Origin of the sequence: Rhodococcus sp. EPR-157, assembly GCF_001647195.1 — a bacterium.
Classification (GTDB): Bacteria; Actinomycetota; Actinomycetes; order Mycobacteriales; family Mycobacteriaceae; genus Rhodococcoides.
The window spans coordinates 1-12,999 of record NZ_LVCV01000516.1 but is presented as its reverse complement, the minus strand read 5'-3'; the positions used below and the strand labels follow the sequence as shown (position 1 = coordinate 12,999).

15 protein-coding genes are annotated in these 12,999 nt (G+C 63.8%); 3 read left to right on the top strand and 12 right to left on the bottom strand.

The annotated features are described in order from the left end of the window. Positions 1-325 precede the first annotated feature (325 nt). Entirely contained in the window at positions 326-664 is a 339-nt protein-coding gene (locus A2J03_RS23455) for an ArsR/SmtB family transcription factor (RefSeq protein ID WP_197480931.1), read from the top strand. Between the two features lie 4 nt (positions 665-668). After that, positions 669-1,106, top strand: a complete 438-nt coding sequence (locus A2J03_RS23450; RefSeq protein ID WP_197480930.1) for a Fur family transcriptional regulator — start codon at positions 669-671, stop codon at positions 1,104-1,106. 1 nt (position 1,107) lies between these two features. Here A2J03_RS23450 and A2J03_RS23445 read toward each other — a convergent pair whose 3' ends face one another. The 11 genes from A2J03_RS23445 to hrcA all read right to left on the bottom strand — a co-directional run bounded on the left by A2J03_RS23445 (position 1,108) and on the right by hrcA (position 11,012). After that, positions 1,108-1,503, bottom strand: a complete 396-nt coding sequence (locus tag A2J03_RS23445; RefSeq protein WP_068378783.1) for a hypothetical protein — start codon at positions 1,501-1,503, stop codon at positions 1,108-1,110. Further along, the gene (locus A2J03_RS23440; RefSeq protein ID WP_068378781.1) at positions 1,496-2,314 is read right to left on the bottom strand and encodes an isoprenyl transferase; all 819 of its coding nucleotides are present in this window, start codon (positions 2,312-2,314) and stop codon (positions 1,496-1,498) included. The genes A2J03_RS23445 and A2J03_RS23440 overlap by 8 nt, the downstream gene beginning before the upstream one ends. Continuing rightward, positions 2,271-3,095 (bottom strand): DNA repair protein RecO, encoded by an 825-nt coding sequence (recO, locus tag A2J03_RS23435; RefSeq protein ID WP_068378778.1) that lies wholly within the window; start codon positions 3,093-3,095, stop codon positions 2,271-2,273. The genes A2J03_RS23440 and recO overlap by 44 nt, the downstream gene beginning before the upstream one ends. Before the next feature lie 67 nt (positions 3,096-3,162). Beyond that, a complete protein-coding gene (era, locus tag A2J03_RS23430) occupies positions 3,163-4,077 on the bottom strand; it encodes a GTPase Era (protein ID WP_068378772.1) in 915 nt (304 codons plus the stop codon). Positions 4,078-4,139: 62 nt separating this feature from the next. Continuing rightward, positions 4,140-5,465: a hemolysin family protein gene (locus A2J03_RS23425; protein WP_068378770.1), complete on the bottom strand. Its 1,326-nt coding sequence runs from the start codon at positions 5,463-5,465 to the stop codon at positions 4,140-4,142. After that, positions 5,462-6,004 (bottom strand): rRNA maturation RNase YbeY, encoded by a 543-nt coding sequence (ybeY, locus tag A2J03_RS23420; RefSeq protein ID WP_068378768.1) that lies wholly within the window; start codon positions 6,002-6,004, stop codon positions 5,462-5,464. Before ybeY ends, A2J03_RS23425 begins: the two co-directional genes overlap by 4 nt. A gap of 53 nt (positions 6,005-6,057) precedes the next feature. Next, positions 6,058-7,059, bottom strand: a complete 1,002-nt coding sequence (locus tag A2J03_RS23415) for a PhoH family protein (RefSeq protein ID WP_231912683.1) — start codon at positions 7,057-7,059, stop codon at positions 6,058-6,060. 150 nt (positions 7,060-7,209) lie between these two features. Further along, positions 7,210-7,956, bottom strand: a complete 747-nt coding sequence (locus A2J03_RS23410) for an alpha/beta hydrolase family protein (RefSeq protein WP_068378795.1) — start codon at positions 7,954-7,956, stop codon at positions 7,210-7,212. Continuing rightward, positions 7,953-8,729, bottom strand: a complete 777-nt coding sequence (locus tag A2J03_RS23405) for a 16S rRNA (uracil(1498)-N(3))-methyltransferase (protein WP_068378763.1) — start codon at positions 8,727-8,729, stop codon at positions 7,953-7,955. The genes A2J03_RS23410 and A2J03_RS23405 overlap by 4 nt, the downstream gene beginning before the upstream one ends. A 2-nt stretch (positions 8,730-8,731) precedes the next feature. Further along, a complete protein-coding gene (gene dnaJ, locus A2J03_RS23400) occupies positions 8,732-9,886 on the bottom strand; it encodes a molecular chaperone DnaJ (RefSeq protein WP_068378760.1) in 1,155 nt (384 codons plus the stop codon). An 82-nt stretch (positions 9,887-9,968) separates the two neighbouring features. Next, entirely contained in the window at positions 9,969-11,012 is a 1,044-nt protein-coding gene (hrcA, locus tag A2J03_RS23395; RefSeq protein WP_068378756.1) for a heat-inducible transcriptional repressor HrcA, read from the bottom strand. A 126-nt stretch (positions 11,013-11,138) separates the two neighbouring features. Here hrcA and A2J03_RS23390 point away from each other — a divergent pair, with 126 nt between their 5' ends. Beyond that, the gene (locus A2J03_RS23390; protein ID WP_068378754.1) at positions 11,139-11,444 is read left to right on the top strand and encodes a type II toxin-antitoxin system VapB family antitoxin; all 306 of its coding nucleotides are present in this window, start codon (positions 11,139-11,141) and stop codon (positions 11,442-11,444) included. A gap of 20 nt (positions 11,445-11,464) precedes the next feature. On the opposite strand, the gene hemW is transcribed toward A2J03_RS23390, so the two are convergent. Then, positions 11,465-12,673 (bottom strand): radical SAM family heme chaperone HemW, encoded by a 1,209-nt coding sequence (hemW, locus tag A2J03_RS23385; protein ID WP_068378751.1) that lies wholly within the window; start codon positions 12,671-12,673, stop codon positions 11,465-11,467. Positions 12,674-12,999 lie beyond the last annotated feature (326 nt).

Genomic DNA, 12,999 nt, shown 5'->3' with positions numbered 1-12,999 from the left:
GATCTCGCCACAGGGGTAGACGAGCCCTCGACGCTTGGCGAGGTTTGCGACGGTTTCGACTTTGGACTTGGGTGCCACTGGCGGAGCTCTCCATCTTGGTGTCTTGCGAGGGGGACTTTGACAGGCAGAAGCCTATCGGTCGAGGCACATATAACCGAACGCTCCCCACCGCGTTTGACATGCACAGTCGTGCATATCAAAATGGAAGTGGTTTGCATTAACACTCACTGGACTAGTCTGGTGTCCGAACCCGAGCACTGACCGAAGGAGAAATCTGTTGGCAATCCTGGAGACAGACCCTTCACACCTCGGCGATGACCACGCTGTGATCCCCGGTCATGCGCACGATCCGTTCGCAGCTACCCCACCCGCACCGGTTCCTCCGAAAGAGACGCTGACCGCCGCGGGCGACATTCTGCGCGCATTGGCGGCCCCGGTGCGGATCGCAATCGTTCTGCAATTACGTGAATCCGAGCGCTGCGTCCACGAACTGGTCGGTGCACTCGGGGTTACCCAGCCGTTGATCAGCCAGCATCTCCGCGTCCTCAAGGCCGCCGGAGTTGTTCAAGGCGAGCGCAACGGACGTGAAGTTCTCTACCGACTCGTCGACGATCACCTCGCTCACATCGTCGTCGACGCCGTCGCACATGCCGAGGAAGGCTGATTTCGTGACCGACAAGACCACGACCGACACCGTCCGCCCCCGTAAGCCGGTCGCAGTCGGGGTGCGCGCCACCAAGCAGCGCAGCGCCATCTCCGACCTACTGGACAACATCGAGGAGTTCCGCTCGGCGCAGGACCTGCACGACGAACTTCGCCGCCGCGGCGAAGGTATCGGTCTCACCACCGTCTACCGCACGCTGCAGACGCTCGCGGATGCCGGCACTGTCGACGTGCTGCGGATCGACACGGGAGAATCGGTCTATCGGCGCTGTTCGTCCGGACACCATCACCATCTCGTCTGTCGGGACTGCGGTTACACCGTCGAGGTCGAAGGACCGACCGTCGAGACGTGGTCTCAGAGCGTCGCCGAGGACAACGGTTTCACCGACGTCAGTCACACCATCGAGATCTTCGGCACCTGCAGCGAGTGCAAAGCCAAGTAGCTCAGGGCAGCAAGCCCTCGCGGGCCTTCTCCACTCCCCCGAGCACCAGCACCAGCATCGTCATGAGCGCCTCGTCGTCGAGCCCACTTGCGGGAAATGTGTACCGCAACAACACATCTGCCGACTTCTCGTGGACGTTGACCGAGATCGATCCGAACTGCGAGTCCGCGTTCCGATCGGCGACCTTCTTGTGCAATGCAGCCTTGAGTGGCCGGCCCCACGCAAGAACGGCCGTCAGAGACAGCACTTCCAGGCCCGGCGACAAAGCTACCGAACGCAGCGAACACAGCGCACCGGCATAGTCGAACCCGAGCGAACCCTCCTCGCCGACCACCACGGTGGCGAATTGCGCGAGCGCCAGTTCAGCGCGGGACTGCAACGACAACTGCTCACTCATACTTGACTCCACCGAATCTGCGATCTCTGGAGGCGAATTCGACGCATGCTTCCCACAGATCCCGGCGGTCGAAGTCCGGAAAAAGCTTCTTCTGAAACACGAACTCCGCGTAGGCGGATTGCCACAGCAGAAAATTCGACGTTCGCTGCTCCCCCGACGGACGCAGGAACAGATCGACGTCCGGCATGTCGGGTTCGTCGAGGTACTTGGCGACGGTCGCTTCGGTGATCTTCTCCGGATCGAGCTTGCCTGCGGCAACCAGTCGAGCGATTTCCTTTGTCGCATCCGCGATTTCGGCTCGGCCACCATAGTTGACGCACATCGTCAGGGTCATGACGGTGTTCTTCTTCGTCAGCTCCTCTGCGACTTCGAGTTCCTTGATCACGCTGCGCCACAGGCGGGGTCGGCGCCCGGCCCATCGCACCCGGACACCCATCTCGTTCATCTCGTCTCGGCGACGCCTGATGACGTCGCGATTGAATCCCATCAGGAACTTGACCTCGTCGGGACTGCGCTTCCAGTTCTCGGTGGAGAACGCGTAGGCCGACAGCCACTTCACTCCGATATCGATGCAGCCGCACACTGTGTCCATGAGCACCGCTTCACCGCGTTCGTGACCCGCTGTTCTCGGCATCCCGCGGTCCTGCGCCCACCGACCGTTGCCATCCATGACCAAGGCCACGTGACGTGGAATCAACTCCGGTTGGAGAATCGGTGGCCGTGCGCCGGACGGGTGTGGATCCGGTGGGCGTACCGCCGGGACCTCGTCAGGCTGAGTACGCGGTTCGCGTCGCAGAATCACGGTCTTCATCCTGCCCGACGGCAGTTACCGGAGCCGAAGCAGGCTCGGGGAGATGCGGCGCGGTCCGCTCGATGAGCGGCAACGTACGCAGCTGTCGTTCCAGATGCCACTGCAGATGGGCAGCCACCAGTCCACTGGCCTGACTGCGTACGGCGGTGGACGTGGTCTGTGTGTAGTCCCATTCGCCACGTTCGAGGGCAACCATCAGATCGAGTACCCCGGTCATCGGCGTCGCCGATCCCGGTGGTCTGCAGTGCACGCAGACCGATCCGCCCGCAGCGACGTGGAATGCGCGATGCGGTCCGGGCGCTGCGCACCGAGCGCACTCCGTCAACGACGGCGCCCACCCGGAGAACCCCATGGCGCGGAGCAGGAAAGCGTCGAGAATCAGCTCCGGAGGGCGTGCACGGTCACCGAGAGCACGCAATGCCCCGACGGTCAGCTGATGCAGCCGTTTGGCGGGCGCATGTTCTTCTCCTGCCAACCGTTCCGCAGTTTCGAGAATTGCGCATCCGGTGGTGTAGCAGCCGTAGTCGGTGACGATGTCACCACCGAACGCGTTGACGGTATGCACCTGCGTGACGATGTCGAGGTTGCGTCCGGGATGGAGAAGAACGTCGACGTGAGCGAACGGCTCGAGCCTGGCACCGAACTTGGATTTGGTGCGGCGCACTCCCTTGGCAACGGCTCTGACGATGCCGTTGTCTCGGGTCAGGAGCGTGACAATACGGTCGGCCTCACCCAGCTTGTGCTGGCGCAGCACGACTGCGTTGTCCCGGTATAGCCTCACGCGTTCCAGTCTCCCACGTCATGGCTCCGGAAGACCTGCGCCACCCGCACCCGACGGGCACCGAACGTCAGAAGCCCAGCTTGCCCATCTGCTTGGGGTCCGTCTGCCAATCCTTGGCGATCTTGACGTGCAGATCCAGGTAGATGCGCGTGCCCAGCAGCTTCTCGATCTGCAACCGCGATGCGGTGCCGACCTCCTTGAGCCGCGATCCACCCTTGCCGATGATGATGGCCTTCTGGCTGGAACGTTCGACGTAGAGAATCGCGTGCACGTCGAGCATGTTGTCGTGGCCCTCGCGCGGGGTGACCTCCTCGATCACCACGGCCAAGGAGTGTGGCAGCTCGTCGCGGACGCCTTCGAGCGCCGCCTCGCGGATCAGTTCGGCCATCAGGATTTCTTCGGGCTCGTCGGTGAGCTCGCCGTCCGGATAGAACGCCGGCCCCGGCGGAAGTTCCGACGCGAGCAACTCGACGAGCTTCTCCACCTGCTCCCCCGACGCCGCCGACACCGGGATGACATGACTGTTCTCGCCGAGGAGCTTCGACAGCGACATGAGCTGCTGCACGACGCGTTCTTTCTTGACCTTGTCGATCTTGGTGATGATGCCGATCAACGTGGTCTTGGGCGCGATGTGCCGCACTTGCTCCAGAATCCAGCGGTCGCCCGGTCCGATCTTCTCGTCCGCCGGAATGCAGAGGCCGATGATGTCGACTTCGGAGTACGTGTCTTGCACCAGGTCGTTGAGCCGCTGCCCCAGCAGCGTTCTCGGGCGGTGCAATCCGGGGGTGTCGACGAGAATGAGCTGCGCGTTCTCGCGGTGGACGATGCCTCGAATCGTGTGACGCGTCGTTTGGGGGCGCGACGATGTGATGGCGATCTTCGAGCCGACGAGTGCATTGGTGAGTGTCGACTTTCCGGTGTTCGGCCGTCCGACGAAACAGACGAATCCGGATCGAAAAGTGTTCTCGCTCGAATCAGTCATCGAGCACCTCCCAGCTCTCCCTGCCGCGTCGGGCCGGGATGGTCGTCGTGGTATCGCCGGCACTATCGCGCATCGGCGTCCTGTGTCTGTGTGTCCTGCTCGTCGTCGGCATCTTCCGGGGTGGGCACTCGTTCCACCAGTACCGTCGTGACGCGCACGCGGCCCTTCTGATCCGACCCACCTTCACCGACGAGTATCAATCCGTGCGACTCGACGCGTGAACCAGGCAGCGGCACACGACCCAGTTCGTAGCCGAGCAGTCCGCCGACCGTGTCGACGTCCTCGGATTCGATGTCGATACCGAACAACTCGCCGACATCCTCCAACGGAACACGGGACGACACACGGTACCGCCCGTCGCCGAGCTCCTCGATAGGTGCTACCTCGTCCGAGTCGTACTCGTCGGCGATTTCCCCGACGATCTCTTCGAGGACGTCTTCGATGGTCACCAGCCCTGCCGTGCCGCCGTATTCGTCGACAAGAATCGCCATGTGGTTTCGGTCCAGCTGCATCTCGGACAGCAGAGAGTCGAGAGCCTTCGAGTCCGGTACGAACACCGCAGGACGCATCACCTGCTCGACACGGACACCCCGACCGCCGTCGGTCGAGTAATACGTTTGCTGGACAAGGTCTTTCAGGTACACGACACCGACGATGTCGTCGACGTTCTCCCCGATCACCGGGATACGCGAGTGCCCACTGCGGACCGCAAGCGAGGTAGCTTGCCCGGCAGACTTGTCGGATTCGATCCACACCATCTCGGGTCTGGGCACCATCACCTCACGCGCAGAGGTGTCACCGAGTTCGAAGACGGACTGGATCATTCGACGCTCGTCGTCGGCGACCCCTCCGCGTTCACGCGCCATGTCGACCAGTTCACGGAGTTCGATCTCGGACGCGAACGGTCCGTTGCGAAATCCGCGCCCCGGGGTGATCGCGTTGCCGATCAGAATGAGCAATCGGCTGACCGGTCCGAGAATCCAACCGAGTGCCCGCAGCGCGAACGCCGTGGACAGCGCTATCGAGTACGCGTGCTGCCTGCCGAGCGTTCGCGGACCGACGCCTACCGCGATGTAGCTGACCAGCACCATCACGATCGCGGTGACCGCGAGCGCAAGATTGTCCGACAGCAGATCCATCATCCCGCCGGCAAGCAGAACCGTTGCCGCAATCTCGCACAGAATGCGGAGCAGTACCGTCAGGTTCACGTAACGAGGCCGGTCCGCGACCAAGTTCAGCAGTCCGACGGCACCTGGTCGTTCGTCCTTGACCATGTCCTCGATGCGCGCACGTGAGACCGTGTTGAGGGCCGAATCGATGGCCGCGAACAGACCGGCAAGGGGCACCAGGACCACGGCGGAGACGATGAGAGCGGGCGCACTGCTCACAGGTTGTCGTCCCGGGCGAATCCGGTCTTGCCGAGCAGCCTGTTGTCACGCGCGGCCTGCAGCTCGGCTTCCTCGGCGCGACGCAGATCCTCGTACCATTCTTCGAGGATGCGGTTCTGCAGACCGAACATCTCCTTCTCCTCGTCCGGCTCCGCATGGTCGTAGCCGAGGAGGTGGAGCACGCCGTGAACGGTCAGCAACGCCAGCTCGTGCTCGAGCGGATGGCCTGCCGCGGCCGCCTGATCTGCCGCGAACGAGGGGCACAACACGATGTCACCGAGCATCGACGGGCCGGGCTCCGGGGCGTCGGGACGACCACCGGGCTCGAGCTCGTCCATCGGAAACGACATGACGTCCGTCGGGCCTGGCAGATCCATCCAGCGCATGTGCAGATCGGCCATCGTGGCCGAGTCGACGAGCACCATCGACAGTTCGGCGGCAGGATGGACGTCCATGCTCGCGATCGCGAATCGGGCCACGCTCACGAGTTCCGACTCGGAGACATCCATCCCCGATTCGTTGGACACCTCGATACTCATCTACCGCTCATTCTCTCTTTCGCACACATTTCGCTTCGGTGGACACGGTGAGTCTATCGGCGAGCGGACCGTGGCCCACCCGAGCGTCGCGCAGCACGGTTTTCGATCGGCCCGTCGCCACCACGCGTCGACTCGAACCGCTCGTAGGCGTCGACGATCTCCGAGACCAGCTGGTGCCGCACCACATCGCTGCTGGTCAAATGCGCGAAATGGATATCTTCGACCTCGGTCAGGATTTCGGTCGCGGCGCGCAGGCCCGAACGCGCACCTCCGGGTAGGTCGACCTGGGTGACATCGCCGGTCACGACGATCTTGGCGCCGAAACCGAGCCTGGTCAGAAACATCTTCATCTGCTCGGCGGTGGTGTTCTGCGCTTCGTCGAGAATGATGAATGCGTCGTTGAGGGTGCGACCACGCATGTAGGCCAAGGGCGCTACCTCGATGACTCCCGCCTGCATGAGCTTGGGGATCGACTCGACGTCCATCATGTCGTGCAGTGCGTCGTGCAGCGGCCGAAGGTAGGGATCGATCTTCTCGTGCAGGGTCCCCGGGAGGAATCCGAGGCGCTCGCCGGCTTCGACGGCCGGTCTGGTGAGGATGATGCGGCTGACCTGCTTGGCCTGCAAAGCCTGCACTGCTTTCGCCATCGCAAGGTAGGTCTTGCCGGTACCGGCGGGGCCGATTCCGAACACGATGGTGTTGGCGTCGATGGCATCGACGTAGCGCTTCTGGTTGAGAGTCTTCGGCCGAATGGTCTTGCCGCGACGCGACAGTATGTCCAGGCTCAGCACGTCTGCGGGCGATTCGGATACGCCCTCGGTGAGCATCGCGACGGTACGCCGGACTGCGTCGGGAGAAAGCGGCTGTGCACGCTTCACAACGGCGGCCAGCTCGGAAATCACGCGCTCCGCCAAGGCAACATCGGCGACCTTGCCGGACAGAGTCACTGCGTTTCCCCGAACGTGGATGTCCGCGCTCAGCATCTGCTCCAGAGTCCGCAGATTCTCGTCCGACGCTCCGAGGAGCGGCAGCACCGCTTCGGGGGCCAATTCCATGCTTGACCGAACCTGACGTTCGGCAGGAAATTCGCTGTGTTCAGTCACGTGGTGGCCAGTGCCTACTTTCGGGTGTCGCTGATGAAGGTGCCGATCTGATACGGACGTACTGATGGAAGTTTAACGCTCCGCAAGACCAGCGCATTCCAATTATTCCAGCACCGCGGCGAGCGTCTGCTTCCAGCACTCGCTCCCCGGCTGCAGGAACGCGAAGTGGTCCTCGCCGTCCACGATGGACAATCGTGCGTCGTCCCCGGCTTCGACTGCCGCCTCGACGTAGCGCTCGCTGTGCGAGACCGCGACCTGCGCATCGGCCGCACCGTGGATGCAGTGCACCGGAATGCCGGTCGGCAACCGATGCAGCGGTGACGCGGAGCGATAGAGTTCCGGCGCTTGTTCGTAGCTCACACCGAGCAGTGCCTGCACTGCCGGGTTGACCGATTTGTTCGACGGCCCGACGGTCAGATCGAGCACTCCTGCCTGGGACACCACCCTCGACGGCCGAATGTCGGGCTCTTCCCGTCCTGCCAGCCAGACCGCGAGCTGGCCGCCTGCCGAGTGCCCGACGATCCGGACGTCGCCGCGATCGAGACGAAACGGCGAATTCTCCTGCACGACACCGCCGACGGCGTCCACAGCGTCGGATACGTCGCGGCTCACCTCCGGCCACGTTCCACCGGCACCGACTCGGCGGTATTCGATGTTCCATGCGGCGAACCCGGCTCGGGCGAACTCGATCGCGTACTGAGTTCCGAGATTGAGCGCGTATCGACCACTCCAGAATCCACCATGGATGACAACGACAACCGGAACGGGCTCAGATGCAGCGGTTTCCGGGAGATACAGATGTCCGAACTGTTCGGAGTGCTCGCCGTAGGCAATTCGGATTCGATTCACTCGGGCGATCCGGAATCGAGCGGTGCCTGCGCCCACCGGTCGGTGATCGCACCGATCGCTCCGAGCGCGACAGCTGCTGCCGTCGATGTGCGTAAGACTGTGGGCCCCAACATCACCGCTGTCGCACCTGCATCGGTCAGCCTGACGATTTCTTTGTCATCGATCCCACCTTCGGGACCGACGACGAGCAACGCCTCCGAGACTTCGCGGAACGGCAGCGAGGAGAACTCGGCCGTTGCGGCTTCGTGCAGCACCGCGACGATGCCGCCCCGCTGGACGACCGACCGGACGAGTTCGACGACCCCTGCGGTGTCGTGCAGGTCGAGCACGTCCGGCACGAAGGGGCGTCGAGACTGCTTCGACGCGGCCGCCGCGACGGCTCGCCAACGGGTGACACCCTTGACGGCTTTCGCGCCCTCCCACCGGGCTACACACCGCGCGGACTGCCACGGAACGATCGAGTCGATGCCGGCTTCGGTGGCCAGTTCGACCGACAGTTCCGAGCGATCCGCCTTGGGGAGCGCCTGAACCAGACCGACGGTCGGGGCAGGTCGGGAAGCCTCGGATCGAGACGTCACCGCCATTTCCAGACGATCACGCCCGACCGATGTCACGACCGTATCCGCGAGTCCACCAGCGCCGTCGGACAACAGAATGCGCTCACCGACGCGTATTCGGCGCACCGTGGCAGCGTGGTGGCCCTCCTTGCCGTCGAGAACGGCTGTGCCGCCGACGTCGGGCAACGGGGTCAAGTAGAAGACGGTTGCCGCCATCGTCAGCGACCGCTGAACGCTTCCCGCAGCCTGGAGAACAACCCGCCGCTGTGCTGCGACCCGGTCGTCACCACTTCGGCTGCGTCACGATCGCGGAGCCGTTTGAGATCTTCGAGGAGCTGGCTCTGCTTGCTGTCGAGCCGTGACGGGACGACCACCTCGAGGTGTGCGTGCAGATCGCCGCGGACTCCGGAGCGCAGCTTCGGCATTCCGTGTCCTCGCAGCACAGCGACTGCCCCTGGCTGGGTTCCCTGGTCGATGGTGATGTCCGTGGGGCCGTCGATGATGGCGTCCACCGACACCGAGGTTCCCAGTGCCGCGTCGACCATCGGTACGCGGATGGTGCAATGCAGGTCGTCGCCGTCACGAACGAAGACCTCGTGCTGCTGCTCGACGATTTCGACGTACAAGTCTCCTGCAGGTCCGCCTCCGGGGCCGACTTCGCCCTGCGATGCAAGCCGGATACGCATCCCGTTGCTCACACCCACCGGAACCTTGACCGAGATGTCACGACGTGATCGCACACGGCCGTCGCCCGCGCACTTGCGGCACGGATCGGGGATAGTTTCGCCGGCACCGCGGCACGTCGGGCACGGCCGAGACGTCATGACCTGGCCGAGGAACGAACGCTGCACCGACTGGACCTCGCCGGCGCCGCCGCAGGTCTCACAACGAACAGGCTTCGAGTCACCGTTGGTACCCGAACCCGTGCACAGGTCGCACAGGATCGCGGTGTCGACGGTGATGTGCTTGGTGACGCCCGATGCGCACTCGTCGAGTGTCAGCTTCGTGCGCAGCAACGAGTCAGCTCCGGGCTGGACGCGACCACGAGGTCCGCGACCTCCGCCGCCGCCACTGCCGCCGAAGAAGGCCTCGAACACGTCACCGAGACCGCCACCGAAACCGGCGCCGCCGAACCCTCCGCCACCGCCTCCACCCTGCTGGAGTGGGTCTCCGCCGAGGTCGACGATGCGACGCTTCTCCGGATCGGACAGCACCTCGTACGCGGTCGAGATTTCCTTGAACCGAGCCTGAGCGGCCTCGTCCGGGTTCACATCGGGGTGAAGTTCGCGAGCAAGCTTCCGGTAGGCGCGCTTGATCTCCTGGTCGGTGGCCTTCTGACCGACTCCGAGCGTTCCGTAATAATCCCGTGCCACGTAAGTCTCTTTCGTCATGTAGTTCTCTTGGATCAGTTACTCGCCGCCCGCACCCCCATTGTGCGCGGCAGCGTGGAAGTTCTCAGCGTTCGGCGAGGACCTCGCCGATGTATCTCGCAACGGCCGCGACCGATGCAATTGTTCCTGGATAGTCCATCCGAGTGGGGCCCAGCACACCCATTCCTCCCAGCACCATGCCAGCCGAACCGTAGCCGGTGGAAATCACCGAGGTACCGCGCATCTCCTCGACCTGGGTTTCTTCGCCGATCCGCACCGTAACCGTCCGCGTGTCCTGCGTCACAGCAAGTAGTTTCAGCACCACGACCTGCTCTTCCAGAGCTTCGAGTACCGCGCGAAGCGAGCCCGGGAAACCTGCATCGCCGGCGAAGTCGGCCGCATTGCGGGTGAGATTCGCCGTCCCCCCGAGAACCAATCTCTCTTCGGGATGTTCGACAAGTGATTCGATCAACACGGTGGCCGACCTGATCATCGCGTCGCGCAGCGAGGCCGGTGCGTTCTCTGCCAGCTCGGCGACGGCAGCCGACGCCGCCGCCAGGCGCTTTCCTTCCAACGCGCCGCCGAGTAGGCGACGCAGCTGAGCGAGCTCGTCGTCGTCGATGACATCGCCGAGCTCGACGATCCGTTGGTCGACTCTTCCCGAATCGGTGATGAGAACCATCAGCAACCTGGCCGGGGTAAGCGCAACGATCTCCAGGTGCCGGACCGAAGACACCGACAGAGTCGGATATTGGACGACGGCAACCTGACGAGTCAACTGTGCCAGCAGGCGGACCCCACGCCGGAGCACATCGTCGAGGTCGACCCCGTTCTCGAGGAATTCGAGAATCGCGCGACGCTCCGCAGGCGACAGCGGCTTCACATCGGCGATGCGATCGACGAACTGTCGGTAGCCCTTGTCCGTCGGAACACGTCCCGAGCTGGTGTGCGGTTGGGCGATGTATCCCTCGGCTTCGAGGACTGCCATGTCGTTTCGCACGGTGGCGCTGGATACACCGAGATTGTGGCGCTCGACCAGGGCACGTGAGCCGACAGGTTCCTGAGTGGAGACGTAGTCGGCAACGATGGCGCGCAATACTTCGAATCGTCTGTCGTCGGTGCTCGACACTTTCCACCCTCCGATCAGGTCTTGTTCGCGTAGCTCGTCGCTCGAGTCTAGTAGCCGCAGACACCTCGGCGCTCCAAGGCCTTACTGTGGTGCGGTGGCCTACTCGACTTCGACGACGTTCATCGCATGATCTTCAAAGGCGTACGCGACGGCAAGCCGTACCCCGAGCACGGGCTTTCCCTGCGCGACTGGTCCAAGATCCCGCCTCGCCAACTTCGACTGGACGAGATCGTGACGACGACGAAAGTCCTCGAATTGGATCGACTGTTGTCCGAGGATTCGACGTTCTACGGCGATCTGTTCCCACATGCCGTGCACTACCGCGGTGTGGTGTACCTCGAGGACGGGTTACACCGAGCCGTCCGGGCGGCGCTGCGGAACCGAACCGTGCTGCATGCCCGGGTGTTCGATTACGACCTGCTCGGGGCCTGAACAGTCCCGGGGAACGGACCTCACGCGGCAATGGTCCGGACCACGGCGTCGGCGAGCAGCCGTCCACGTTCGGTGAGCACGTAGCTGCCACCCTCGACCGCCATCAGACCGTCCGCGACGACCTGATCGGCAGCCAGTAGTTCATCGGGCGCGAGGACATCTGCGGGCAACCCGGTCCTGAGCCGAATCTTGAGCATGAGTTCTTCGAGGTGGCGGTCCTCGGCGGTGAGCAGCTCGCTCCCCGCCACGGGGAAGACACCGGACGCCAATTGTTCCGAGTAGCGAGCCGGGTGTTTGACGTTCCAGAAGCGGGTGCCGCCGATGTGACTGTGGGCACCGGGGCCGGCGCCCCACCAATCTCCGCCGTCCCAGTAGCCGACGTTGTGCTTGCACTCGGCGTCAGCGCCCGTGGCCCAGTTGGACACCTCGTACCAGTGCAGACCGGCGCCGGACAGCACCGAATCGATGCGCTCGTACCGGCTGGCGAGCACGTCGTCGTCGGGCATGGGTAGTTCTCCCCGACGCACCTTGCGCGCCATGGCAGTCCCGTCCTCGACGATGAGTGCATAGGCGGACACGTGATCGACACCGGCGTCGAGCACCGACGCCAGGGAGGAGTCCAGGTCGGCGTCACGCTCGCCGGGTGTGCCGTAGATGAGGTCGAGGTTGACGTGGTCGAATCCGGCGCGGCGCGCTTCCTTCGCTGCTTCGACTGCGCGTCCAGGAGTGTGCGTGCGATCGAGCACTGCCAGCACGTGTGGGGCCGCCGACTGCATCCCGAGGGACACCCTGGTGAAGCCCCCGGCGCGAAGTCGATCGAAGAACTCGGGCGACGTCGACTCGGGATTCGATTCGGTGGTGACCTCGCCCCCGCTGGTCAGACCGAAACTCCCCCGCACCGCAGCAAGCACATCGGACAGGCCGTCGCCGCCGAGCAAGGACGGTGTCCCACCCCCGACGAACACGGTGTCGGCCGTCGGGACCATCCCGGTTCGTTCGGTCATGAGCGACGCCGCCGCGTCGAGTTCCCGACGAAGACCTTCCAGCCACGACTCGGGCGAGGCGGAGGTTCCCAGTTCGCCGGCGGTGTAGGTGTTGAAATCGCAGTATCCGCACCGGGTCGCACAGAATGGAACGTGGACGTAGATGCCGAACGGGCGCCGACCCACCCCGTCGAACGCCTCGTCGGGCAGTTCGAGTGCGACCGCGGGTGCAGCGAGAAGATTCACCGACCCAGTCTCCCAGAAACGCCGACACCGCCGTTCCACGCATACGTCGAAAGAACTTTTGTCGGCGCTGCCAGCCTATTTACCGAAAATTCGGGGTAAATAGGTCGCCCGTGGACGGACCAGGGGCGATGTCGTGGCACAATGGGCGCGTGACTGACTTCGGGATACGGCTCGTGGCGCGACGCCATGTCGATCTCAAGCGTGTCTGCAGTTCGTCGTGTCGATGCCGAATGAGCGTTGCAGGCCGGATGAGCGTATAGCCGAGCTGTACGCCGGCCCGCTCCACCTCGATTTCTCTTTCAGCACCACGTCAGAACCAATCGGTC